The following is a 25,706-nucleotide window of genomic DNA, read 5'->3' as shown; positions in this document are numbered from 1 at the left end:
CATGAAGAAGAAAATTTTGAGTGCAATGCTTATGGGTGTTATGACATTAGCATTAGTTGGATGTGGCAATTCTGCATCTAATGAAGGAAGTGCTGATAATGGCACAGCAGATGCTAATTCCTCAGAAAAGGTTTGGGTAATCGCTACTGATACATCATTCAAGCCATTTGAGTACACAGATGACAATGGAGATTTTGTTGGTATTGATGTTGATATTCTTGCAGCAGTTGCAGAAGATCAGGGATTTAAGTACGAGCTTAAGTCATTAGGATGGGATGCTTCTATCGCAGCTTGCCAGGCTGGACAGGCTGATGGTATGATAGCAGGCGCATCTATCACAGATGAAAGAAAAGAATCTGGCTGGATTTTCTCAGACGGATACTATGATGCAAATCAGAGCATGGCTGTAGAGGCATCATCTAGCATCGCTGGTTTTGAGGATTTAAAGGGACAGTCAGTTGCTGTAAAGACTGGTACAATGAGTGCTAGCTATGCAGAAAGCTTATCATCTGATTACGGATTCACTGTTACATATTTCGAGGATTCTCCAACTATGTACCAGGCAGTTGTTGGCGGCCAGGTTGCTGCTTGCTTCGATGATACTCCTATCATGGCTTCTAATATTAAAGATACAGGTATTGCTTTAAAGATTTTGGACAATACTGGAAATGACCCAGCTGAATATGGTTTCGCTATTTTCAATGCTGACAATCAGGAACTTGTTGACATGTTCAACGCAGGTCTTGCAAACATCAAGGCAAACGGAAAATACGATGAAATCGTAGCTAAGTATTTAGGTGAATAATATCAAAATGGGCGGGCAACCGCCCTTGATATTTTAGAAAGGTTTTTTATGTTTAAGATTATTACAGTTTATGGACCAATGTTGCTTGTCGCTCTTGGCAGAACATTATTATTGGCACTTCTTGGCCTGTTCTTCGCTTGCATAATCGGAATGATTTTCGGAATCATGGGAGTTGTTAAGAACAGAATTAGTAACATCATTTCACAAATATTTGTAGATGTCATTAGAGGAGTTCCAATGATTGTATTGGCGTTCTTTGTTTATTTTGGCATTCCATATTTGTTTAATACCATCATTGGAGGGTTCTCTGTAAGTTTAACAGCGCTTCAGGCAGGTACAATTTGTTTGGCACTTAACTGTGGTGCGTATATGGCAGAAATTATCAGAGCAGGTATTCAGTCTGTAGATATTGGACAGATGGAAGCTGCTAGATCATTAGGTCTTACTTATGGTATGGCTATGAGAAAGGTAGTTTTACCTCAGGCTATTCGTACTATGATTCCAACATTCATTAATCAGTTCATTATCACTCTTAAGGATACATCAATCCTTTCAGTTATTGGTTTCCCAGAATTGGTTAACACAGCAAAGAATGTTCAGGCTAACACATTCATGTCATTCCAGACATGGGCTATTGTTGGTGTTATGTATTTGATAGTGATAACAATTCTTTCACGTAGTGCAAAGATGCTTGAAAGGAGACTAAACGTTGGCAGATAAAGAAATTAAAATCAGCGTAAAAAATCTCAAGAAGTGTTATGGAAGCCTTGAGGTTTTAAAAGATATTACAACAGATGTTGAAAAAGGTGAGGTTGTTTGTGTTATCGGACCTTCTGGCTCAGGAAAGTCAACATTCTTACGTTGCCTTAACCGCCTTGAAACAGTAACAGCTGGTTCTATCGATGTTGATGGTCACAGCATTACAGATAAGCACATCAATATCAATAAAGTAAGAGAAAACATTGGAATGGTATTTCAGCATTTCAATCTTTTCAACAACCTCAATATTTTAGATAATCTTACACTTGCTCCAATACAGCTTAAGAAATGCTCAAAGGACGAGGCAGAAGAGAGAGCTAAAAGGATGCTTGCAAAGGTAGGCCTTGAGTCAAAGATATTCAGCTTCCCTAGTCAGCTTTCAGGTGGTCAGAAGCAGCGTGTTGCTATTGCAAGAGCGCTTTGTATGCAGCCAGACATCATGCTTTTCGACGAGCCTACATCAGCTCTTGATCCAGAAATGGTTGGTGAAGTTCTTCAGGTTATGAAGAACTTAGCTGCCGATGGAATGACAATGGTTATTGTTACTCATGAAATGGGCTTTGCCAGAGAAGTGGCAGATAGAGTTATTTTCATGGATGGTGGATATATCATCGAGGAAGGTACTCCAGAGGAAGTATTACTAAATCCTAAGGAAGCAAGAACGATTGATTTCCTTAATAAGGTTTTATAAGAGGGGCGTATGAAGAATATAATTACTATTAGCCGTCAGTTTGGTGCTGGCGGAGGCACAATAGGGAAAGCTGTGGCTGAAAAATTAGGCTACTATTATTGTGATAAGGACATGATTTTAAAAGCTGCCGTTGAAGCTGGCAATCTTACACCTGATGAGATAAGCTCATTTGATGAAAAGGTTCCTTGGGAGTTCGGATTAGGGCAAAGTCTTTTCAATTACTCAACCAAGACATTAGATGAAAAGATTTTTGAGGCTCAAAAGGAAGCTATCAGAAAGGTTGCCGAAAAGGGTAATTGCGTTATCGTTGGAAGAAATGCAAATATAATCCTAAAAGAATTCGAAAGAACTTTACATGTGTTTGTTTCAGGAACAGAGTATTTCAGAGTAAAGCGTATGGCTGAGCGAATGAATTCTTCTGAAGACAAAGTGAGAACAGTACTTCACAACATTGATAAGGCTAGACACAAATACTGCAAGCACTACACAGGCACTGAATTTGGAAGTGCTGAATTCTATGACTTATGCCTTAAGAGTTCTACACTTGGCATTGATGGTTGCGTAGATATTATCTGCGAAACAGCAAAGAATTATTAAAAAAATCTTGCATAAAAATAGAATAAGTAGTATAGTTTTGCACAAGACAAAGGCGTCTAAAGAAATTCCCGCAGTGGGAGTTTCTTTAGGCGTCTTTTTTTGTACCCAAACGGTAATGGAAGGAGTAGCGTATATGGACAATTGCAATCAGCAGGTTGGATTATATGATCCATCATTTGAGCATGATAACTGTGGAATCGGAGCAGTGGTTTCTATAAAAGGAATCAAGACACATCAGACAGTGTCAGATGCTTTGAAGATAGTTGAAAACCTGGAACATAGAGCTGGCAAGGATGCATCAGGTGAGACTGGTGATGGTGTAGGTATTTTGCTTCAGATATCACATAAGTTTTTCAAGAAGGCTTGTGATGAACTTAAGATTAAAATCGGTGACGAGCGTGAATACGGCGTGGGAATGTTTTTCTTTCCTCAGGATGAGTTAAAGAGAAAACAGGCAATGAAGATGTTTGAAATCATTGTTGAGAAAGAAGGAATGGAATTCTTAGGATGGAGAGAGGTTCCAACAAGAGCAGAGATTCTTGGAAAGCTTGCGAAGGATTGCATGCCATTTATTTGTCAGGCATTTATAAAGAAGCCAAAGGATGTAGAAAAGGGACTTGAATTCGATAGAAAGCTTTATGTGGCAAGACGTGTATTTGAGCAGACTGCTGAGGATACATACGTAGCATCTCTTTCTAGTAGAACAATCGTATACAAGGGAATGTTTTTGGTTAATCAGCTTAGACTTTTCTTTGAAGATCTGTTAGATGAGGATTTTGAGTCTGCAATTGCGACAGTGCATTCTCGTTTTTCTACTAACACAAATCCATCATGGGAGCGAGCACATCCAAATAGATTTATTGTTCACAATGGTGAGATTAATACAATCAAGGGTAATGCGGATAAAATGCTTTCCCGTGAAGAGAAAATGGTATCTCAGGTGTTAGAGGATGAGATGACAAAAATCACTCCTGTATGTAATCAGGCTGGTTCAGATTCAGCTATGCTTGACAACGCGTTGGAATTTCTTGTAATGAATGGAATGCCACTTCCTCTTGCAGTAATGATTACTATTCCAGAACCATGGGTAAAAAACAAGGCAATGGATCAGGCGAGAAGAGATTTTTATCAGTATTACTCAACAATGATGGAGCCATGGGATGGACCTGCATCAATACTATTCTCAGATGGAGATATTATGGGTGCGGTACTAGATAGAAATGGTCTTCGTCCATCCAGATACTATATTACAAATGATGATTATCTCATCCTTTCTTCAGAGGTTGGTGTACTTCCAATTGAAGAAAGCAGAATCAAGATTAAAGATAGATTAAAGCCAGGCAAGATGCTTCTTGTAGATACTGTAAAGGGGCGTCTCATTGATGATGATGAGCTCAAGAAAGAGTTTGCAGCAAGAAAGCCTTATGGTCAGTGGCTTGATGCAAATCTTGCTCATTTAGCAGATATAAAGATTCCAAATGAGCCAGTACCAAAGTATTCACAGGAAGAGCGTGACAGATTACAGAAGGCATTTGGATATTCATACGAAGAGATTAAGGATTCAATCCTTCCAATGGCATTAAATGGAGTAGAAAACACAGGTGCAATGGGTATCGATGTGCCTCTTGCTGTGCTATCTAAAAATCATCAGCCACTTTTCAATTACTTCAAGCAGCTGTTTGCCCAAGTAACCAATCCACCTATCGATTCAATTCGAGAGGAAATTGTCACAGCTACAACTGTATATCTTGGAACTGCAGGAAACGTGTTAGAGGAGAAGGAAGAAAACTGTAACATGTTGCAGATTAATAATCCTATCCTTACAACAACAGATTTGATGAAGATTAAATCTATGAAGGTTCCTGGTTTGCAGGCTGCCACTGTTCCAATCATTTATTACAAGAACACATCTCTTGAAAAGGCTATTGAGCATCTTTTTGTAGAGGTAGATAAGGTTAACCATGAGGGAGCTAATATCATCATCCTTTCAGATAGAGGTGTTGATGAGAACCATGTTGCGATTCCATCACTTCTTGCTGTAGCAGCAGTGCAGCATCATTTGGTTCAGACAAAGAAGCGTACATCACTTTCACTTATTCTAGAATCAGGTGAGCCAAGGGAAGTTCATCATTTTGCAACATTGCTTGGATATGGTGCATCTGCAATCAATCCATATCTTGCACAGGAGACTATTGCTGAGCTTATCGAAAAAGGACAGCTTAAGAAGGATGTTCATGCTGCAATCGATTCTTACAACGAAGCAGTAATAAGTGGAATCATTAAGATTGCATCTAAGATGGGTATTTCAACAGTTCAGTCTTATCAGGGTGCAAAGATTTTCGAAGCTATCGGAATCAGTAAGGATGTAATAGATAGATATTTCACAGGAACTATTTCAAGAATTGGTGGAATAACTCTTAGCGACATAGAGTCTGATGTGGAAATGCAGCATTCAAAGGCATTCGATCCACTAGGTCTTGATGTGGATGAGACTCTTGATTCAAGAGGCCAGCATAAGATGCGCTCTGGAGCAGAGGAGCATCTTTATAATCCTGCAACAATACATCTTTTGCAGCTTGCAACAAGAACAGGAGATTACAATACATTCAAGGAGTATACAGCCCTTGTAAATGAAGAGGATAATATCAGAAATTTAAGAGGATTAATCGATTTCAAGTATCCTAAAAAGGGAATCAGCATTGATGAGGTTGAATCAGTTGACTCAATCGTAAGAAGATTCAAGACTGGTGCTATGAGCTACGGATCTATTTCTAAGGAAGCTCATGAGACTATGGCTATCGCCATGAACATGCTTCACGGAAAATCTAACTCTGGTGAAGGTGGAGAGGAAGATGAGCGCTATGAAATCGGTCCAGATGGACTTAATCGTTGCTCAGCAATTAAGCAGGTTGCATCAGGAAGATTTGGTGTTACCAGCAAATACGTAGTATCTGCTAAGGAGATTCAGATAAAGATGGCCCAGGGCGCAAAGCCAGGCGAAGGTGGACATTTGCCAGGTAAGAAGGTGTACCCATGGATTGCAAAGACACGTCTTTCAACACCAGGTGTAGCCCTTATTTCACCACCACCTCATCATGATATTTATTCAATCGAGGATTTGGCAGAACTTATTTACGATCTCAAGAATGCAAACAAGGATGCACGTATTTCTGTAAAGCTTGTATCAGAGGCAGGTGTTGGAACAATTGCATCAGGTGTTGCAAAGGCTGGTGCGCAGGTAATCCTTATTTCCGGATACGACGGAGGAACAGGTGCTGCGCCAAAATCTTCAATCCATAATGCGGGACTTCCATGGGAGCTTGGTCTTGCTGAGGCTCACCAGACACTTATCATGAATGGCCTTAGAAACAAGGTTGTAATCGAGACAGATGGAAAGCTTATGAGCGGCCGTGACGTTGCTATTGCATGTGCTCTCGGAGCTGAGGAATTTGGATTTGCAACTGCACCACTTGTAACAATGGGCTGCGTTATGATGCGTGTATGTAATTTGGATACTTGCCCTGTTGGTGTAGCTACACAAAACCCAGAGCTTAGAAAGCGCTTTAAAGGAAAGCCAGAGTATGTTGTAAACTTCATGCGCTTTATTGCACAGGAATTACGTGAATACATGGCAGCCCTTGGCTGCAAGACTGTAGATGAACTCTGCGGTAGAAGTGATTTACTTAAGGTTAAGGAAAATGCTGACAGTGTTTATGCCAAGGTCGATATGACAGCTGTTCTTAGCAACCCATCAGGTGGAGAAAAGATTTCTTATGCCTCAAAGAATGTGTATAACTTTGAGCTTGAGAAGACAGTAGATGAAAGAGTTCTCTTGAAAGAACTTAAGAGTGCAATTGCCTCTGGTAAATCTAAGGAAGTATCTGTTGATATCGTAAATACGGATAGATCCCTTGGTACACTTCTTGGCGCAGAGCTTACAAGAAAGTTTGGCGAAAGCTTGGCAGAAGATACTTATAAGGTACATTGCCATGGAGCTGGTGGACAGTCATTTGGTGCATTTATTCCTAAGGGACTTACACTTGAACTTTCAGGTGATTCTAACGATTACTTTGGAAAGGGATTGTCAGGAGGAAAGCTCATTGTATATCCACCAGAAGGCGCAACATACAAAGAGGATGAAAATATCATCATCGGTAACGTAGCGCTATATGGTGCCACAAGTGGAAAAGCGTTTATCAATGGTGTGGCAGGAGAGCGTTTTGCTGTAAGAAACTCTGGCGCTACAGCTGTTGTAGAAGGAGTGGGCGACCACGGTTGCGAGTACATGACAGGTGGACGTGTTGTAGTTCTTGGAGAAACTGGCAAGAATTTTGCTGCTGGTATGAGCGGCGGAATAGCATATGTGCTTGATGAGGATGCTACTCTTTACAAGAAGCTTAATAAATCTATGGTAAGCCTTGAAACAGTAACAGATAAATATGATGTTATGGAGCTCAAGGAAATTATCGGAGAGCATGTAAAGGCTACTGGTTCCAAGAAGGGACAGGAAATATACGACAACTTCAGCGAATATTTGCCTAAATTTAAGAAGATAGTGCCATTTGATTATAAGAAGATGCTAGAGGCCATGGTTAATATGGAGGCTAAGGGCTTGTCATCTGAACAGGCTCAGATTGAAGCATTTAATTTCTTGATTTCCCAGCAGAGCGTAGGAAATCGAGAACATGACGAGCCCCTTTTCCGAAGGAAAAACTCAGATGGGCGAGTATCAAATTTAGTTATGAATGGTCATACAGCGTAAGAGGAGGATTAGTCATGGGAAAATCTACAGGATTTTTAGAATATGAGCGTGTAGAGGAAGTGGCTGTTAGTCCTCTAGAGCGTATAAAGAATTTTAATGAGTTTCACACACCTTTATCTATTGAGGAGCGTGAGCGTCAGGCTGCAAGATGTATGGATTGTGGTGTGCCATTTTGCCAGTCTGGAATGACAATTAAGGGGATGACATCAGGTTGTCCTCTTAACAACCTGATCCCTGAATGGAACGATTTGGTTTATCAGGGAAACCTTGATATAGCATATAAGAGATTGCACAAGACTAGCAATTTCCCAGAATTTACATGCAGAGTTTGTCCAGGTCTTTGCGAAAAGGCATGTACATGTAGCTTGAATGGAGAGGCTGTTACAACAAAGGCTAACGAGATGGCCATAATCGAGTATGCTTATGCAAATGGTTTGGCGGATGCTAACCCACCAAAGCAGCGTACAGGAAAGACTGTTGCTGTAGTTGGATCTGGCCCTTCAGGCCTTGCTGTAGCTGACCAGTTAAACAGAAGAGGACATAGTGTTACTGTCTATGAAAGAAATGATAAAGTGGGCGGTCTTTTACGCTATGGAATTCCAAACATGAAGCTTGAAAAGCAGTACATTGATAGAAAGATTCATGTAATGGAGCAGGAGGGTGTTAACTTTATCGTAAATGCGAATATTGGCGATAACGTTAAAGCTAGTGAACTAACTGAAAAGTATGATGCAGTTGTATTATGCTGCGGTTCATCTAACCCAAGAGACATTGATGCAACAGGCAGAAAAGAGGCAAAGGGAATCTATTTTGCAGTAGATTTTCTTACATCAACAACAAAGTGTCTGTGGGCAAATGATATGAAGCTTGTAGATGGTCAGTATATCTCTGCAAAGGGAAAGGATGTAATTATCATCGGCGGTGGCGATACAGGAAATGACTGTGTTGGTACATCTATTCGTCATGGCTGCAAATCAGTCACACAGCTTGAAATGATGCCTAAGGCACCTGATACAAGGGCTGAAAATAACCCATGGCCACAGTGGCCACTTGTGTGCAAGACTGATTATGGTCAGGAAGAGGCTATTGCTAAATTTGGCCATGATCCACGTGTCTACACAACAACTGTAAAGGAATTTAAGACAGATAAATCTGGCAATCTAAAATCTGTAGTTCTTGTATCACTTGAGTCTAAAGTTGATAAGAAAACTGGCAGAAGAATGATGGTGCCTGTAGAGGGAACAGAAAAAGAAGTGAAGTGCCAGCTTTGTCTTATTGCAGCAGGATTCTTAGGTTCTCAAAAGTATGTTACTGATGCCTTTAAGGTGGAGCTTGATGGCAGAACAAACGTGGCTTCAAAGGCTGCAAATAGCTTCGCAACAAGTGTACCTAAGGTATTTACAGCAGGCGATATGCACACAGGTCAATCCCTTGTAGTAAAGGCTATCAGACAGGGACGTGATTGCGCTCGTGAGGTGGATGAGTATCTGATGGGATACACTAATCTCTAGTAAAATAGGCCTATATTAGGTATTATATTTTTAAAATAATCCATAGGAGGAGATTCTATGTCACATTTATCTATCGAAGATACCATAGAGTTTGTAGAAGAAAACGATGTGAAATTCATCCGTCTTGCGTTTTGTGACCTGTATGGAAATCAAAAGAATATTTCAATTATGCCATCAGAGCTGAGAAGTGCCTTTGAAGATGGTGTTAATTTTGATACATTTTTAATATTGGGCTTTGATGACGAGTCAGGGAAGGATTTGTTTTTGAAACCTGATCCAGACACTATGCATGTGTTGCCTTGGCGTCCACAATCAGGCCGAGTAATCAGATTTTATTGCAACGTTGTTTATGCTGATGGTACTCCATATGCTATGGATTACCGTCAGTTCCTAAAGAATACAATGGAAGAATGTAATGAGATGGGATTCTCTACCAGAATGGGACTTCGTTCAGAGTTTTATCTGTTTAAGACAGACGATGATGGTGCTGCCACAGATGAAACTTTTGATAATGGTGGATATCTTGATGTTGCTCCTAATGATAAAGGGGAAAACATCCGTAGAGAAATCTGTCTTACATTGGAGGAGATGGGCATTTCGCCTCAGACTTCACATCATGAGAGAGGTCCAGGACAAAATGAAATCGATTTCCAATCATCAGATGTGCTTACAACAGCGGATAATTTTGTTACCTACAAAAACGTTGTTGAGAATATGTCTGCCAGAAATGGAGCTGTGGCATGTTTCGAGCCTAGACCAATAAATGATGCGCCTGGCAATGGCCTTCACATTATGATGGCCAATTATAGGGGCAGTGCCAATCTTTTCAACGAGGATAGAGAATTCTCAGAGAGCTTTATGGCTGGAATTATAAACAGAATGAGGGATATTACAATCTTCTTGAATTGTAGAAGAGATTCATACGATAGACTTGGTTTTATGGAAGCACCAAAGTATATTACATGGTCAAAGCAAAACAATTCACGTCTGTTTAGAGTGCCTGAAATTAATGGTAAGAGAAAGCATTTTATTTTGCGTTCTCCAGATTCTTGTTTGAATCCATATCTCGCAAGTGCCGTTATTTTGCAGGCGGGCATGGCTGGTGTTAGAAATAACGAGAAGCTTCCACCAGCTTTAGAGGTAAACTCACGTCTTCTCACAGAAGAAAAAAACGCCAGCTTAGAAAAGCTTCCAGAGACTATCGAGGAAGCAATTAAATGCGCTGAAAACAGCAGCTTTTTGAATGAATCTAATTTTGCAAAAATAGCTAAGAACTATATTGAGACAATTAAGATGAACATTTAGTCGCAAAAGGAGTGGACTATGGAAAGAGCATTAATTGTCTGCGATAACGAAAAAGGTACAGCCTTCTATAAATCCTTTCTAAAAGAGAATGGATATATTGACATAATGAGCGTGGAGAGCTTTCCTGCTGCCAAACGTGTGATAATGGATTATGATTTTGATTTATGCTTTGTGAATCTACCTTTGGGCAATTCTAATTCTGTAGAGCACGTTATTGATTTGGCGGAAAAAAACGTATGCCAGATTTTGTTATTTATCAAAGCTGACTACTATGATGAAATCACTGATAAGGTGGTTGAATATGGCGTAATGACTATATCAAAGCCTATTAATAAACAATTACTGTGGCAGACTTTAAGACAGGCCCTTGCCACCCAGAGGCGCATCGATATGGCCAGAAGCCAGAGTGCAAAATTGGAGAAAAAGCTAGATGAGCTAAAGACGATTTCAAGAGCAAAGTTGCTTTTGATTGTCAATGAGGGCTTGTCTGAAGAGGACGCTCATAAGTTTATAGAGAAGCGTGCCATGGATCTGAGAATATCCAGATATCAAATGGCAATGGATATAATAAAAAAATTTGAAAAATAATTAAAAAAGATATTGACAATGATTTGTCAAAAGAATATTATACTAAACAAATAAAAATCAATGGAACGACAAAGGCGTCGTAAACGTAGAGCTAATCTATGTTTACGGCGTTTTTTTTATTTAGCTGGTAGCCGTAACCAGCGTCAATGGGAAGGTGATTTTATGTGTTCAATAATGGCTTTAAGTAAATGTCATATCGGAATGAAAGATTTCGAAGAGGCATTTTCAAAAACAATTAGCAGAGGCCCAGATATGCAAAAGGTAATCACAGTAAGTGATAGCGTGCTAGGCTTTCAGAGACTTTCAATCATGGGATTGACAGATGCAGGAATGCAACCATTTGAGATGGATGGAAACTATGCAATCTGCAACGGCGAGCTTTATGGATTTAAAAAAGTTCGCAAGGAGCTAAAGGGAGAAGGATATAGATTTAATAGTGATAGTGATTGCGAAATAATTCTTCCAATGTATCGTAAATACGGTACAGGGATGTTTGAAAAGCTTGACGCAGAATATGCAATGGTTATCTACGACAAGGAAATTGATGATTTGGTAGCAGCAAGAGATCCAATCGGAATCAGACCTTTGTTTTATGGATATGATGAAGAAGGCGCAATAATGTTTGCATCAGAGGCGAAAAATCTGGTTGGTCTTACAGATGAAATACATCCATTTCCACCGGGACATTTTTATTACAAGGGTGTGTTTACCTGCTACAGAGATTTGGCAAAGAGAAAAGAATACTCGAAGGATAGCCTAGAAGAGGTTGCAGCAAAGATTAAGGAAAAGCTGGTGGCAGGAGTTGAAAAAAGACTTGATGCAGATGCTCCTGTAGGATTCCTGCTTTCAGGCGGACTGGATTCATCTTTAGTGTGTGCCATAGCTCAGAAAATGATGGATAAGCCAATTAAGACTTTTGCAATCGGAATGAACGAGGACGCCATTGATCTTAAATATGCCAAAGAAGTTGCAGATTACATCGGCTCTGAACATCATGAAATCATCATCAATAAGGATATTGTACTTGAATCATTAGAAGAGGTGGTTGCAGCCCTTGGAACATACGACATTACAACAATCAGAGCAAGCATGGGAATGTATCTTATCTGCAAGGGAATCAAGAAGCAGTTTCCAGAAATAAGAGTTCTTCTTACCGGAGAGATTTCAGATGAGATATTTGGTTACAAGTACACTGATTTCGCACCAAACGCAGAAGAGTTTCAGTTGGAAGCAGAAAAGAGACTGAGAGAGCTGTACATGTACGATGTGCTTAGAGCAGATAGATGTATTTCAGTTCATTCCATGGAAGCAAGAGTTCCATTCGGAGATTTGGATTTTGTTGATTACGTAATGAGCATCAATCCAGAAATGAAGATGAACAAATACAACAAAGGAAAGTATTTACTTAGACATGCATTTGAAGGCGATGATTATCTGCCATACGACATTCTCTTTAGAGAAAAGGCTGCATTCTCAGATGCGGTAGGACATTCAATGGTTTATTACCTTAAGGAATATGCAAACAGCATCTATTCTGATGAGGATTTGGAGAATGCAAAACGTAAATACGAATACAGAGCACCATTTACAAAAGAGTCTCTTTTATACAGAGATTTGTTTGAAAAATATTATAAAGGTCAGGCTCATATGATAGTAGATTTCTGGATGCCTAATAAGCATTGGGAAGGCTGCAATGTAGATGACCCATCTGCAAGAGTGCTGAGCAATTATGGTGCAAGTGGAATATAGTAGCCGTAAAGCGACAAATGGTTTATTAAGTGAGCTGGTAGGCATCAAGCTCTTAGGTTTCTCAAACGAAGCTTTCTTCAGCTGAGTTGAGAAACACTAAGGCTTGTAGCCGTAACCAGCGGATTAAGGAGGATAAAATTATGAGTAGAGTAACAGAATTGTTTGGTTCCAAAGTATTTAACGATGAAACCATGAAGGAGCGTCTTCCTAAGGATGCCTACAAGGCCCTTAAAAAGACTATTGAGGAGGGACGCCCACTTGATAGAGATTTGGCAAATGTAATTGCCCATGCAATGAAGGAGTGGGCAATCGAACTTGGAGCAACACACTTTACACATTGGTTCCAGCCAATGACAGGTGTTACAGCTGAAAAGCATGATTCATTTATCCAACCAGAGGAAGGCGGAAAGGTAATCATGACTTTCTCTGGAAAAGAGCTTATAAAGGGCGAGCCTGATGCATCATCATTCCCATCAGGTGGACTTAGAGCCACATTTGAAGCAAGAGGTTACACAGCATGGGATCCAACAAGCTATGTATTTATCAAGGATGACACACTTTGCATTCCTACTGCATTCTGTTCATATTCAGGAGAGGCACTTGATAAGAAGACACCTCTTCTTAGATCTATGGAAGCTCTTGATAAATCAGCAGTTAGAGCACTTAAGCTATTCGGACATGAGGAAGTCAAGCGTGTAATTACAACTGTTGGACCAGAGCAGGAATACTTCTTAATCGATTCAGAAATGTACAATAAGCGTCCAGATTTAATATATACAGGAAGAACACTTTTTGGAGCAAAGCCTCCAAAGGGACAGGAGCTGGAAGATCACTACTTTGGAACAATCAAGCCAAGAGTTTCAGCTTACATGAAGGAGTTAGACGAGGAGTTGTGGAAGCTGGGTGTACTTGCTAAGACAAAGCACAACGAAGTTGCACCAGCTCAGCATGAGCTTGCGCCAGTTTACTCAACCACTAATATAGCAACTGATCATAACCAGCTCACCATGGAAATGATGAAGGTAGTGGCTGGAAGACACGGCATGACATGTCTCCTACACGAAAAGCCATTTGCTGGCGTAAACGGCTCTGGTAAGCACAACAACTGGTCTATTTCAACTGATACCGGAGTAAATCTTTTAGAACCAGGTGCGACTCCTTCCCAGAACACACAGTTCTTATTATTCCTTACAGCTGTAATCAAGGCTGTTGATGAATATCAGGAGTTGCTCCGAGTATCGGTTGCATCTGCTGGAAATGATCACAGATTAGGTGCAAACGAGGCACCTCCAGCAATCATATCAATGTTCCTTGGCGATGAGCTTGAGGCTATTGTCGAATCGATTGTTGATGGCACAGATTATGAGGATATTAAAAAGAAGAAGATGTCAGTTGGTGCTGTTGTAATTCCAAGCATTTCACAGGATACAACAGATAGAAACAGAACATCACCATTTGCCTTCACAGGAAACAAGTTTGAGTTCCGTTCACTTGGTTCATCAGCATCTATCTCTGGACCAAATGTTATCTTAAATACAATTGTTGCTGAGGAGCTTGATAAGTTCTCAGATGAACTTGAGGAAGCAGCAGATTTTGATAAGGCTTTAGAAAAGCTTCTTAAGCGTGAGCTTACAGCTCATCAGAGAATCATCTTTAATGGTAACGGATATTCAGATGAGTGGGTAAAGGAAGCAGAGAGAAGAGGTCTTAAGAATCTTAAATCTACAGTCGATGCGCTTCCAGCATTTATCGACAAGAAGGCAATCGACGTATTTACAAAGCATAACGTATTTACGGAGCAGGAGCTTTACAGCCGCTACGATATTCAGCTAGAGAATTATTACAAAGTAATCGATATCGAAGCTCTTACAATGGATGCTATGGTTAAGAAAGAAATCATGGCTGCAGCAAATGATTATCAGTACACACTTGCAGAGACATTAAATGCAAAGGCTGCAACAGGACTTGCTGTTGATTCAACTGTAGAAAAGAAGAGACTTGAGCAGGCTTCAAAGCTTACATTCGATATGGATGAGCGCCTTGAAAAGCTTGAGGCAGATATCGAAAAGGCTAAAGAGCTTACAGATACTTACGACCTTGCAAAGTTCCATCATGATGTAATCTTTGCCGATATGAATGAGTTACGTGAGGTTGTTGATGAGCTTGAGACAGTGGTACCAAGTGATATTTGGCCTTATCCTACTTATGGGGAGATTTTATATTCAGTTAAATAAAGAAGCCTTCCCCCTTTGGGGGAAGGGGGACCGCTTGCGGTGGATGAGGGTTCACATAAACACATAAACACAAAGAGGTGTAGTCAAAATTATTGACTGCACCTCTTTTTTAATAAAAGGAGGAAAAGAATATGGAAGAATATTCAAGCATGTTATTTGGCGTTTGGTTCTTAATTGGCGCCGCATTAGTATTTTGGATGCAGGCAGGATTTGCAATGGTGGAGGCAGGCTTCACTAGAGCGAAAAATACTGGAAACATCATTATGAAAAACCTTATGGATTTTTGTATTGGAACAGTGATGTTTGTTGTTTTAGGATTTGGATTAATGTTTGGCGAAAATGCATTATTTGGTCTTGTAGGCAAGCCAACATTACAGGTATTTACAGACTATGCAAGCTTTGATTGGAGCAACTTTGTATTTAACCTTGTGTTCTGCGCAACTACAGCTACAATCGTCAGCGGTGCCATGGCAGAGCGCACAAAGTTCATTAGCTATTGCGTCTATTCTGGAGTTATTTCACTTGTTATCTATCCAATCGAGGCACACTGGGTTTGGGGAGGCGGCTGGCTTTCACAGTTAGGATTTCATGATTTCGCCGGCAGTTGCGCAATCCATATGGTAGGCGGCATCTGTGCTCTTATTGGAGCAAAAATCTTAGGACCTCGTATTGGTAAGTTTAACAGAGACAGAAAAGGCAGAATTACAAAGGTCAACGCATTCCCTGGTCACAACATTGCACTCGGTGCACTTGGCGTATTTATTCTTTGGCTTGGATGGTATGGATTCAATGGAGCAGCTGCAACATCTGTAGAACAGCTTGCATCTATCTTTGTAACAACAACAATTGCACCAGCTGTAGCTACTTGCACAACAATGGCTTTCACATGGATTAAATTTGGCAAGCCTGATGTATCAATGTCACTTAATGCATCACTTGCTGGACTTGTAGCAATCACAGCCCCATGCGACGTAACAGATGCCCTTGGCGCAATTGTCATCGGTATAGTATCAGGTTTCTTAGTAGTATTTGGTGTATGGCTTTTAGACTACAAGCTTCATGTAGATGATCCAGTTGGAGCAGTAGCAGTACACATGATGAATGGTATTTGGGGAACATTAGCAGTAGGCTTATTTGCAACAACATCAGCTCCAGACAGCGAGCTTACAGGTCTTTTTTATGGAGGAGGATTCAAGCTACTTGGCCTTCAGTTACTTGGTGTTTTATCTGTAGGCGCATGGGCAGCCGTAACGATTACAATCACATTTTCTATTATCAAGGCAACAATAGGACTTCGCGCATCAGCTGAAGAAGAAATCGTAGGTCTTGATAGAACAGAACACGGTCTTCCATCTGCATATTCAGGCTTCAACATGCTTGAGGATGACTTTGATACAGATGAGTATGATGATGAAACTGCAACACTTATTTCAGACACACTTGAGGCTGCTGGTCTCGCTTCTATGGATGAAGCTGTAGAGGTTGAATACGCTCCATCACAGATTACATCAGCTGGCAAACCTCGTATGACAAAGGTTGAAATCCTTTGCAAGGAGCGCAACCTTGAAAAGCTCAAGAATTCTCTCATGAAGCTTGGCATCACAGGAATGACTGTATCACATGTAATGGGCTGTGGTGTACAGAAGGGTGCTCCTGAATACTACAGAGGCGTAGCCTTAGAGCCAGCACTTCTTCCAAAAATTCGTGTTGACGTTGTTGTCTGCAAGGTCCCAGTTCAGCAGGTCATTGAAACCGCAAAGAAGGTACTTTACACAGGCCACATCGGCGATGGCAAAATCTTTGTATACGACGTTGAGCAGGTTGTCAAAATCCGCACAGGCGAAGAAGATTTCGCAGCCCTTCAGGACGTCGAATAACATTTGCACAGGCGTTACCACACACTTAGCCTAAAGCAGGCCTGTACAATATTGAAAAAAGTTTTTGGGTGGCGGACACACAGCATAGTGTAAGTTGTACTTCTTAGACTGAGGGGAACTTGGTTGATTTTGGAGCGCGCTTAGTAACATAAAAGCAGGTTTTGCAATATATAAGCATGCGCTGCCATGGACGGCAGCGCAAGTGGTCACTTAAAACACGATGTTGAATGTGCCACGGTGATTATATATGCAAAACCTGCTTTGTCATGTTACTTAGCAAGTGGAATATGAAACCAAGTCCCCTCAGCCTAAGAAGTACGCAAAATACTAAAGTGTCCGCCATATAATGTTTGACATAATATAGCGCCTGTGCTATATTGCTGTCGTTGTACTTTGATAATTGCATACAGATATTGAAATTCACGTATTTATTTCTCGTTTTAGCGCCATGCACCAGCGTAGGCTGGTTAACGAGGAGGAGGGATTATCGAAAATTCGGCGGGTGCCCTCCCGTGTGACCTAACGCGAAACGCATTAGCAAATATGCAGGTGACTGCAAAACAAAGATGATGCGATAGGTAAGTTTGATTTTTATTAACTTTGATTTATAGAAAGAATGAGGAATAAATTATGTGTGGAATAATAGGATTTATCGGAAATGATGCTTTAGCTAATATTTTAAATGGATTAGAGCTTTTAGAGTACAGAGGATATGACAGTGCTGGTCTTGCCGTGCGACGAAACGATGAAGGCGAGTCAGAGATTTATAAGTGCCAGGGTCGAGTTAGTGATTTGAGAAAATTGGTTCCTTCTTCAAACGCTGATTTCAACTGTGGTATTGGTCATACCCGTTGGGCAACTCACGGTGGAGTTTGTGATGCAAATGCTCATCCTCATAGGGTCGGAAAAGTCACATTAGTTCATAACGGTATTATTGAGAACTATGCTGATTTAAAAGAAGAGTATGAGCTTGAAGATTATCTTGTATCAGAGACAGATACAGAGGTTGTCGCTGCACTTCTAAATAAGTTTTATGATGGCACAAATCCAAAGAAGGCTATTAAAAGAACTGTTAAGAAGCTTAAGGGCACATATGCATTTGTAATTATGTTTGCAGATAGACCAAATACTATTTACGCAGTTAGAAATGTCAGCCCTATCGTTGTTGCTACAACAGAAGATAATATTATTCTTTCATCTGATCCAGCTGCTCTTTATAAATACACTAAAGAGTATTTTGTACTTGATGAGGGCACAATTCTTACAGCAACAAAGGATGGCTATACTGTTGAGAACTTCGATGAAGAGCCAGTAGATGTTAAAATGACAGTTGTTGACTGGGAAGTTTCTTCACTTGATAAAGGTGGATTCCCATACTACATGGCAAAGGAAATCTTTGAACAGCCTTCTTGCATTCGCAGAATCTTAAGCACTTACCTCACTAATGATGATATTAATCTGGGATTTGATGGAAAGCTTGATGAAGCTTTGACACGTTTCAATCGTATCTGCATTGTCGCTTGTGGAACAGCGTTACATGCAGGTCTTGTTGGCGCACATCTCTTTAAAAAGTGGGCTGGCATGAATGTTGATGTGGAGATGGCTTCAGAGTTTATCTATTCAGATACAATCGTAGATGAGAATACACTTTTCATTGCAGTATCTCAGTCAGGTGAGACAATCGATACACTTGAGGCTATGAATAAGGCTAAGAGAGCAGGAGCTCTTTGTGTTGCAGTGCTTAATGTAAGAGGTTCTTCAATCTCAAGAGTTGCAGACTACACTTTATATACAGATGCAGGTCCAGAGATTGCAGTTGCTAGTACAAAGGCTTACACAACTCAGTCATTGGTATTCTATTTACTTGCCCTTAAGACTGGAATGGTTAGAAATAGATTATCTAAGGAAGATTTGGCTAAGGCACTAAGCAATCTTAGATTAGTTCCAGATGCGATTTCAGCTGTTTTGGAGCAGAAGGATAGCATACATAGACTTGCGAAGGAAGTAATTACAGCATCTGATTTATTTATGATTGGTAGAGGTCTTGATTATGTTGTTCTGATGGAGGGAGCTCTTAAGTTAAAAGAGATTTCTTATATCCATTCAGAGGCATACGCATCTGGTGAATTAAAGCATGGACCAATTGCTTTAATTTCAGAGAATACACCAGTTATCGCTGCCGTTACTCAGGAGAAGCTTATTTCTAAGGCTCTTTCAAATGTAAAAGAGATTAAGGCCCGTGGAGCAAATGTAGTGCTTCTTGCAAAGAATGAGTTCAAGAATGATTTCGATAGCGAGTATCATGTTATTGGCCTTCCAGATCTTGACGATGAGTATATGACATTCCCTGAAATTGTAGCTCTTCAGATTTACTCATATTATGTATCTGCAGATAAGGGACTTGATGTTGATAAGCCAAGAAACCTTGCAAAGGTTGTAACAGTAGAATAATTATATTGAGAAATAGATGCGTGGATTTCATGTCAAAGTACGCAAAATCAAAGCTTTAATTCATGTCACTTTCCATTGTGACAAATTAAAATATCTATGAATTGAAAATGTTCACATATCCCCCTTATAATACAATCAAGAAGAATGCATTCGGATTTATAACCAAGGCCACGGTAGACGTGCCAACGCCTTATATAGTTTTGGAGGAGAATCCTAATGAAAGAGAGAATACAAAGTTTTGGTAGGTTCCTCAGCGGAATGGTTATGCCAAACATCGGTGCTTTTATAGCGTGGGGTCTTTTAACAGCACTTTTTATTGACACAGGATGGTTACCAAATGCACAGCTTAGTACCATTGTTGGTCCAATGCTTACATATGCACTTCCAATTCTTATTGCTTATCAAGGTGGTAAGATGGTCGGCGGAAGCAGAGGAGCTATCATGGGTGCAATCGTCACAATAGGTGTTATCTGTGGTACAGAATACACAATGTTTATGGGGGCGATGGTTGCTGGTCCACTTGGTGGCTGGGTTATAAAGAAATTTGACAAAGCCGTTGAAGGCAAAATTCCTTCTGGTTTTGAAATGCTTGTTAACAACTTCTCAGTTGGTATCTTTGGTTTAATTCTTGCGATTATTGGTTACTACGTAATTGGCCCATTCATGGGAGCAGTTCTTGCAGTACTCAATGCAGGAGTTCAGATACTTGTAAACAATGGTTTACTTCCACTTGTTTCAGTATTCGTTGAGCCAGCTAAGGTATTATTCCTTAACAATGCTATCAACCATGGTATCTTCACTCCACTTGGAGCAGAGGATGTTGCTAACGCAGGTAAGTCAATTTTCTATATGATTGAGACAAACCCAGGTGCAGGTACTGGTGTACTTTTAGCTTACTGGTTATTCGCTAAGGATAAGACAACTAAGGATTCAGCACCAGGAGCACTTATCATTCACTTACTTGGTGGTATTCATGAGATCTATTTCCCATATGTTCTTATGAATCCAATCCTTTTACTTGCTACAATTGGTGGTTCAGTAGCAGCAATGATCTTTAACACAGCACTTGGTCTTGGACTTGCAGGTCCTGCTTCACCAGGTTCAATCATTGCATATGTTGGTATGGCACCAAAGGGATCTACAGTCCTTGTACTTTTATCAGCAGTTATTGCAGCAGGCGTTTCATTTGTAATCGCTGCTCCAATTATTAAGTTATCAAACAGCAAGGCAACACTTTCAGATTCAACAAATCAGATGAAAGAAATGAAGGCTCAGGCTAAGGGCGTTTCAGTAGATAAGGTTTCTACAGTTGCTGATGCTATTACTACAGATATTAAGAGCGTAAAGCACATCGTTTTCGCATGTGACGCTGGTATGGGATCTTCTGCAATGGGAGCTTCTGTACTAAAGAAAAAGCTTTCTGATGCAGGAAGAGGAGACATTGAAGTTAAGCATGCTTCAGTTTCAGAAATCCCTTCCGACGCGCAGATAGTTGTTACACACAATGAGCTTGCAGAAAGAGCAAGAAAGAGTGCTCCAAAGGCTAAGCTTGTTACAATTACAAATTTCATGGCAGCACCAGAATATGATGCACTTGTAAATGAGTTGAAAGCATAAGATAGGATTTTATTATGGATATTACACCTCGTACTAAACAAATAATTATAAATTTGTTGAGCGTTAAGCACCCGCTGACAGACAATGAGCTGGCGGAGGCTTTAGGTGTAAGCAAACGTACAATCCTTAGAGAAGCAGATTATGTTTCATCTGCACTTGCAGATTACAATCTTGAGCTTGTACGCAGAAAGGGTGAGGGGAGTAGTATTGAAGGCTCTGAGGAGGATAAGAAAGCCATCTTAGATGCAATTAGTACTTCTCGTGAGATGGTAGTTACTGATAAGGAACGAAGAAGAAACTACCTAAAAATAGAACTTCTTCGTAATCGCGAACCTCAAAAATTGTTTTACTACAGCAATAAGTTTGGGGTGAGCGAAGCTACTATCAGTAATGACTTAGATGCAATAGAGGAATGGGCTAAAGAATTTCATCTTGAACTTGTGAAAAAGCCTGGCTATGGAATAATGCTATCGGCTTCAGAAAAGAATTACCGAGTTGCAATGCAGCGTTTTGTTACAGAGAGCATGAGGCTTGAAAACAATCCAAATCTTGGAGATAACATTTATTCGCTGTTAAACGAAGGCATCCTGGCAGAGGTTGGAAATGCTTTGGATGACATGGATGAGCCTTATTTAAAGAATATTACAAACGATGCCTATATTGGATTACTAGTGCATCTGGCAGTTGCAGTAGAAAGAATTCAGCAAGGTAAGTTTGTTACGGAAGAAAGCTATGATGCCTCACTTGATAAGGGATATGACATAGCTAAAAAGATAGCAGAAGCGCTAGAAAAAGCATTTGATATTAGGATTCCAGAGGCAGAAGTAAACAATATTCTTTTACATATTAGAGGTTCAAAATTCAAATATTCTAACGCAACAAAGTTTGAGCAGGTTATGCAGGCTGAAGAGCTTCTTAGCATTGTTGAAGGAATGATAGATTCCATTGATGAAGACTATGCCAGCGAAATAAAGTATGAAGATGATTTTATTACAGGCCTAATCGTCCATCTGGAGACAGCATTATATAGAATGAAGAATGATCTTCCTATATCAAATCCATTACTGTCACAGATAAAAAAGGAATACCCTTCAGTATATGAAGATTGTAAAAAGGCAGCAGGTGTCATATATGAGCGCACAGGGCTGATGCCAAATGAATCAGAAATCGGATATCTTTGCATGCACTTTGGAGCAGCAAAGGAGAAGATTCAAAGTAGAAAGAGAAAGAAAAGAACTGTTAATATAGGTGTCATTTGCGCAAGTGGTTTTGGAGTAGCGCAGCTAATGATGGCTAAGCTTAGAAATCATTTTGCAAATGACGATATCGTACTCAAGGCTTATGGCGTTGATGAGATAACTGAACATATCATATCACGTACTGATTTCTTTATATCAATCATTGAACTCAATGATTTCGGAACAGACTATTTAATGGTAAATCCGATGATTACACCAAAGGATATTTTACAAATCAGTACAAAAATTGATGAGTATTCGTCACTGCCTCTTCGAAAGGCGGATACTGACTTTACAAGGCAGCTTGATGATATAAACAATATCATAATTAGGTTAAAAGGTATTATCCGAAAATATCACCATAAAAAGATTTCCCCTCTTACATCTTTTGAAGAAACGGTGAGTATTCTGAGTGAGGATATTACAGAATCGCCTAAGGCAGCTGCAATATTAAGCTCGGAAATAATGGCTCGTGAACAGGTCATGAGCCAAGTATTTCCAGAGATTGGAATAGCTCTTCTACATGCTAGAAGCAGAGCTGTTAAAGAGTGTGAAGTGGTTACAGCCAGCTGCGAAAATCAGCAGGTTATACAGGGTGAAGGTCTTGAAAACATAAAGGCTGTTATCTGTATGGTAGTTCCACTTGATGAACACAGAAAAGAAAATTCAGAGATGCTTGGAAGAATAAGCAGCGCAATTATTGAGGATGAACATTTTCTTTCAGACATTCAAAATGGAAAAGAAGATGAAATTAGGAATAGGCTACAGGAAATACTAAAAGGATATTTCAGTGAGCATTTGAATGAGTTATAAATGGAGGTTATGTTTTGGTACTAGAAAAAAATCATATCTTTTTAAATCAACAACCAGATACAAAAGAAAATGTTATCAGAAGAATTGGTGCTATTTTTACTTCTGAGGGATATACAAATGAAGAATACACTCAGGCTATGCTTGAGAAGGAAAAGATCTTCAACACATATATGGGTAATTTTGTGGCCCTTCCACATGGAGTTGAGGAAGCAAAGAAAGAAATTAAGAAAACAGGAATAGTACTTATTACAGTTCCTGACGGACAGGACTGGGGTGCCGCTGAAAAACCAAAGGTTATCATTGGCATTGCAGCAGTAGGTAATGAACATTTAGAGGTCCTTTCTAAGATAGCACTATCATTTTCTGATGCAGACGGTATAGATAGATTACTTTCAATGACGGAGGATGAAATCAGCGCTATGTTTGAAGGATAGGACCTGACATATCGGAGGTATAACTTCAAATGAAAACAAGAGCAGTTAGAATGTATGGCGAAATGGATCTTAGATTGGAAGAGTTTGAGCTTCCAGAGATCAAAGATGATGAAATCTTAGTTAAGGTAATTAGCGACAGTATTTGTATGTCGACATATAAATTGGCAAAACAGGGTAAGAAGCACAAAAGAGCACCACAGGATATAGATGTTAATCCTATCATCACTGGTCACGAGTGCTCAGGTGTAATTGTTCAGGTAGGTGACAAGTGGAAAGACAAGTATAAAGTAGGTGATAAGTGGGCATTACAGCCAGCTCTCAACTATCAGGGAAAGCTTGATTCACCTGGATACTCTTACAGATTCTGTGGTGGAGATGCTACATATTGCATCATGCCACACGAGGTTATGGAGTTAGATGCACTTCTTCCTTATGATGGAGAGGCTTTTTATCAGGCATCACTTGGAGAGCCAATGAGCTGTGTTATCGGTGGATATCACGCTAATTATCATACAAACAAGCAGAATTACAATCACTCTATGGGTACAAAGAAGGATGGAAACATTCTTATCATGGGCGGTTGCGGTCCTATGGGACTTGGAGCTGTTAGCTACGGTATCAGATTTGAGAACAAGCCAAAGAGAATCGTAGTTACAGATGTAGATGATGCAAAGCTTAAAAGAGCAGCAGAGGTTATCAGCCCAGAATTTGCAGCATCAAAGGGAGTTGAATTAATCTATTTCAACTCATCAAAGGAAAACGCAGAAGAAGAGCTTATGGCACTTACAGATGGACATGGATATGATGATGTATTTGTATATGTTCCATTTAAGCCGGTTGCAGAGATGGGAGACAGACTTCTTGCATTTGATGGATGTATGAACTTCTTTGCAGGCCCAACAGACAATCAGTTTAAATCTGAAATCAATCTTTACAATGCACATTACACCAGCACTCATATTTTAGGAACAACTGGTGGAAACAATGACGATTTGCTTGAGGCACTTCAGCTTGCAGCAAAGGGTGAGATTAATCCTTCTGTTATGGTTACTCACGTAGGTGGACTTGATGCTGTTGCAGATACAACATGTAATCTACCGGGAATCCCTGGTGGCAAGAAGCTTTGCTACACACAGTTTGACATGCCACTTACAGCCATCGATGATTTCGAAGAGCTCGGTAAATCAGACGAATTATTTGCTAAGCTTGATAAGAGCTGCAAGGAGCATAATGGACTTTGGAATCCAGATGCAGAAAAGATTCTTTTTGCACATTTTAATGTAGAGATTTAAAATGAATTTATGGTAAAAGTAAATTATGAAATAACTGAGCCGGAGGGGCTACATGCCCTTCCGGCTACAGCTTTAATTGAGAAACTTAATACTTTAAATTGTGATGTATGGGCATCACTCAATGGCCAAATGATAGATGCTAAATCTATGTTTGGCCTTATGTCACTTGGAGCAAAGTATAACGATGTAATAGAGTTTACAGCATGTGGTGATGATGAAGATAAGCTTGAAAATATCTTATTTGTTCGGTAGTATTGTAATAATTATCTGGGATATGCCATTTCAGCTCCCATTCTATGGAAAATTCCTTATTTTGATTGCAGCATCATGGATAGCCCTTGTAGTTCTTATTGCACGAGGTATTGATGAAATCAACAAGCTTAATAGTCAAAATCAGAATTCTACTGAAGTAGCTGCGTAGATTAATTATTTCAATTATAAATTTAATAAAAGAAGTAACCAGAATTGGTGGGATTATGAATCTCACACTGGTTACTTCTTTTTTATTTGCTTATCGTATGAGTGATATTTACATTTGTCTAGGAAAAACTGTTGATAGATTATATTTTTTGCTGAATTCCCATTCTTCATCGATATATTCTTGAAAGGTTAAGAGATTTTAATGAAATATGCGAGATTTTTAGACGAGAGATTGAACTAGACTTTGAAAAAAACAGTACAAATTAGTATTAACCTAAATAGCGCTGTGTATTTTCGATGATATGATAATATGCGCTATGGTATTTAGTATTAATAAAACTCAGAATTATATATATGAGCAATAACTGTTGGCAATAATCCTCTAAATATTAATTAAGAGTAATAAATTTTTATAAGCAACAGCGCCGCTAAATTATTATTTGAAATGCACTGTTTTTCTTTAGAAAACATTTCTTTACTTCATATTTTTAAAGTCTATATAGCTATGAATGAGTGCAAAAAACTATGTGGGAGGTAAAGCAGACCTCCCACTTTAATATTGA

General features: G+C 39.6%; 18 protein-coding genes. All 18 read left to right on the top strand.

All coding sequences use genetic code 11. The features are described from left to right. Position 1: 1 nt before the first annotated feature. The 18 genes from T498_RS16710 (at position 2) to T498_RS0106155 (ending at position 25,144) form a co-directional block, all read left to right on the top strand. On the top strand, positions 2 to 805 hold the full coding sequence (locus tag T498_RS16710) for a transporter substrate-binding domain-containing protein (protein ID WP_028235171.1): 804 nt from the start codon (positions 2 to 4) through the stop codon (positions 803 to 805). Between the two features lie 48 nt (positions 806 to 853). Beyond that, positions 854 to 1,525: an amino acid ABC transporter permease gene (locus T498_RS16705; protein ID WP_028235170.1), complete on the top strand. Its 672-nt coding sequence runs from the start codon at positions 854 to 856 to the stop codon at positions 1,523 to 1,525. Beyond that, positions 1,515 to 2,255: an amino acid ABC transporter ATP-binding protein gene (locus T498_RS0106230; protein WP_028235169.1), complete on the top strand. Its 741-nt coding sequence runs from the start codon at positions 1,515 to 1,517 to the stop codon at positions 2,253 to 2,255. Before T498_RS16705 ends, T498_RS0106230 begins: the two co-directional genes overlap by 11 nt. Before the next feature lie 9 nt (positions 2,256 to 2,264). Beyond that, positions 2,265 to 2,852: a cytidylate kinase-like family protein gene (locus tag T498_RS0106225; protein WP_028235168.1), complete on the top strand. Its 588-nt coding sequence runs from the start codon at positions 2,265 to 2,267 to the stop codon at positions 2,850 to 2,852. 133 nt (positions 2,853 to 2,985) lie between these two features. After that, positions 2,986 to 7,614, top strand: a complete 4,629-nt coding sequence (gltB, locus tag T498_RS15100) for a glutamate synthase large subunit (RefSeq protein ID WP_081779698.1) — start codon at positions 2,986 to 2,988, stop codon at positions 7,612 to 7,614. Between the two features lie 14 nt (positions 7,615 to 7,628). Further along, complete coding sequence (locus tag T498_RS0106215; protein WP_028235167.1) at positions 7,629 to 9,125, top strand: glutamate synthase subunit beta; 1,497 nt, start codon at positions 7,629 to 7,631, stop codon at positions 9,123 to 9,125. 57 nt (positions 9,126 to 9,182) lie between these two features. Further along, positions 9,183 to 10,430 carry a glutamine synthetase family protein gene (locus tag T498_RS15095; protein ID WP_036977957.1) on the top strand — a complete coding sequence of 416 codons (1,248 nt, stop codon included), beginning with the start codon at positions 9,183 to 9,185 and terminating at the stop codon, positions 10,428 to 10,430. An 18-nt stretch (positions 10,431 to 10,448) separates the two neighbouring features. Continuing rightward, on the top strand, positions 10,449 to 11,018 hold the full coding sequence (locus tag T498_RS0106205; protein ID WP_028235166.1) for an ANTAR domain-containing response regulator: 570 nt from the start codon (positions 10,449 to 10,451) through the stop codon (positions 11,016 to 11,018). 162 nt (positions 11,019 to 11,180) lie between these two features. Continuing rightward, positions 11,181 to 12,767, top strand: coding sequence for an asparagine synthase B (gene asnB / locus T498_RS0106200; RefSeq protein ID WP_028235165.1), 1,587 nt, complete (start codon positions 11,181 to 11,183; stop codon positions 12,765 to 12,767). Positions 12,768 to 12,907: 140 nt separating this feature from the next. Beyond that, complete coding sequence (locus T498_RS0106195) at positions 12,908 to 15,001, top strand: glutamine synthetase III family protein (RefSeq protein ID WP_028235164.1); 2,094 nt, start codon at positions 12,908 to 12,910, stop codon at positions 14,999 to 15,001. A gap of 131 nt (positions 15,002 to 15,132) precedes the next feature. Then, positions 15,133 to 16,878 (top strand): ammonium transporter, encoded by a 1,746-nt coding sequence (locus T498_RS0106190; protein WP_028235163.1) that lies wholly within the window; start codon positions 15,133 to 15,135, stop codon positions 16,876 to 16,878. Between the two features lie 630 nt (positions 16,879 to 17,508). After that, positions 17,509 to 19,329 carry a glutamine--fructose-6-phosphate transaminase (isomerizing) gene (gene glmS / locus T498_RS0106185; protein ID WP_028235162.1) on the top strand — a complete coding sequence of 607 codons (1,821 nt, stop codon included), beginning with the start codon at positions 17,509 to 17,511 and terminating at the stop codon, positions 19,327 to 19,329. A gap of 216 nt (positions 19,330 to 19,545) precedes the next feature. Continuing rightward, a complete protein-coding gene (locus tag T498_RS0106180; RefSeq protein WP_028235161.1) occupies positions 19,546 to 20,946 on the top strand; it encodes a PTS mannitol transporter subunit IICB in 1,401 nt (466 codons plus the stop codon). 14 nt (positions 20,947 to 20,960) lie between these two features. Beyond that, the gene (locus T498_RS0106175; protein ID WP_028235160.1) at positions 20,961 to 22,997 is read left to right on the top strand and encodes a BglG family transcription antiterminator; all 2,037 of its coding nucleotides are present in this window, start codon (positions 20,961 to 20,963) and stop codon (positions 22,995 to 22,997) included. Between the two features lie 14 nt (positions 22,998 to 23,011). Continuing rightward, positions 23,012 to 23,431 carry a PTS sugar transporter subunit IIA gene (locus tag T498_RS0106170; RefSeq protein WP_036977956.1) on the top strand — a complete coding sequence of 140 codons (420 nt, stop codon included), beginning with the start codon at positions 23,012 to 23,014 and terminating at the stop codon, positions 23,429 to 23,431. Between the two features lie 29 nt (positions 23,432 to 23,460). Then, positions 23,461 to 24,723: a zinc-binding dehydrogenase gene (locus T498_RS0106165; protein WP_028235158.1), complete on the top strand. Its 1,263-nt coding sequence runs from the start codon at positions 23,461 to 23,463 to the stop codon at positions 24,721 to 24,723. Between the two features lie 9 nt (positions 24,724 to 24,732). Further along, a complete protein-coding gene (locus T498_RS0106160; protein WP_028235157.1) occupies positions 24,733 to 24,975 on the top strand; it encodes an HPr family phosphocarrier protein in 243 nt (80 codons plus the stop codon). Then, positions 24,950 to 25,144, top strand: a complete 195-nt coding sequence (locus T498_RS0106155) for a hypothetical protein (protein ID WP_028235156.1) — start codon at positions 24,950 to 24,952, stop codon at positions 25,142 to 25,144. Before T498_RS0106160 ends, T498_RS0106155 begins: the two co-directional genes overlap by 26 nt. Positions 25,145 to 25,706 lie beyond the last annotated feature (562 nt).

Source organism: Pseudobutyrivibrio sp. MD2005, assembly GCF_000621865.1.
Lineage (GTDB): Bacteria > Bacillota > Clostridia > Lachnospirales > Lachnospiraceae > Pseudobutyrivibrio.
This window is presented reverse-complemented; position numbering and strand designations above follow the sequence as displayed.

Bases quoted from the DNA above. Each gene is read 5' to 3' on its own strand.
- T498_RS0106205 (WP_028235166.1), top strand. From the start codon at position 10,449: ATGGAAAGAGCATTAATTGTCTGCGATAACGAAAAAGGTACAGCCTTC.
- gltB (WP_081779698.1), top strand. From the start codon at position 2,986: ATGGACAATTGCAATCAGCAGGTTGGATTATATGATCCATCATTTGAG.
- T498_RS16705 (WP_028235170.1), top strand. From the start codon at position 854: ATGTTTAAGATTATTACAGTTTATGGACCAATGTTGCTTGTCGCTCTT.
- T498_RS0106225 (WP_028235168.1), top strand. From the start codon at position 2,265: ATGAAGAATATAATTACTATTAGCCGTCAGTTTGGTGCTGGCGGAGGC.
- T498_RS0106160 (WP_028235157.1), top strand. From the start codon at position 24,733: ATGGTAAAAGTAAATTATGAAATAACTGAGCCGGAGGGGCTACATGCC.
- T498_RS16710 (WP_028235171.1), top strand. From the start codon at position 2: ATGAAGAAGAAAATTTTGAGTGCAATGCTTATGGGTGTTATGACATTA.
- T498_RS0106190 (WP_028235163.1), top strand. From the start codon at position 15,133: ATGGAAGAATATTCAAGCATGTTATTTGGCGTTTGGTTCTTAATTGGC.
- T498_RS0106215 (WP_028235167.1), top strand. From the start codon at position 7,629: ATGGGAAAATCTACAGGATTTTTAGAATATGAGCGTGTAGAGGAAGTG.
- asnB (WP_028235165.1), top strand. From the start codon at position 11,181: ATGTGTTCAATAATGGCTTTAAGTAAATGTCATATCGGAATGAAAGAT.
- T498_RS15095 (WP_036977957.1), top strand. From the start codon at position 9,183: ATGTCACATTTATCTATCGAAGATACCATAGAGTTTGTAGAAGAAAAC.
- T498_RS0106175 (WP_028235160.1), top strand. From the start codon at position 20,961: ATGGATATTACACCTCGTACTAAACAAATAATTATAAATTTGTTGAGC.
- T498_RS0106165 (WP_028235158.1), top strand. From the start codon at position 23,461: ATGAAAACAAGAGCAGTTAGAATGTATGGCGAAATGGATCTTAGATTG.
- T498_RS0106180 (WP_028235161.1), top strand. From the start codon at position 19,546: ATGAAAGAGAGAATACAAAGTTTTGGTAGGTTCCTCAGCGGAATGGTT.
- glmS (WP_028235162.1), top strand. From the start codon at position 17,509: ATGTGTGGAATAATAGGATTTATCGGAAATGATGCTTTAGCTAATATT.
- T498_RS0106195 (WP_028235164.1), top strand. From the start codon at position 12,908: ATGAGTAGAGTAACAGAATTGTTTGGTTCCAAAGTATTTAACGATGAA.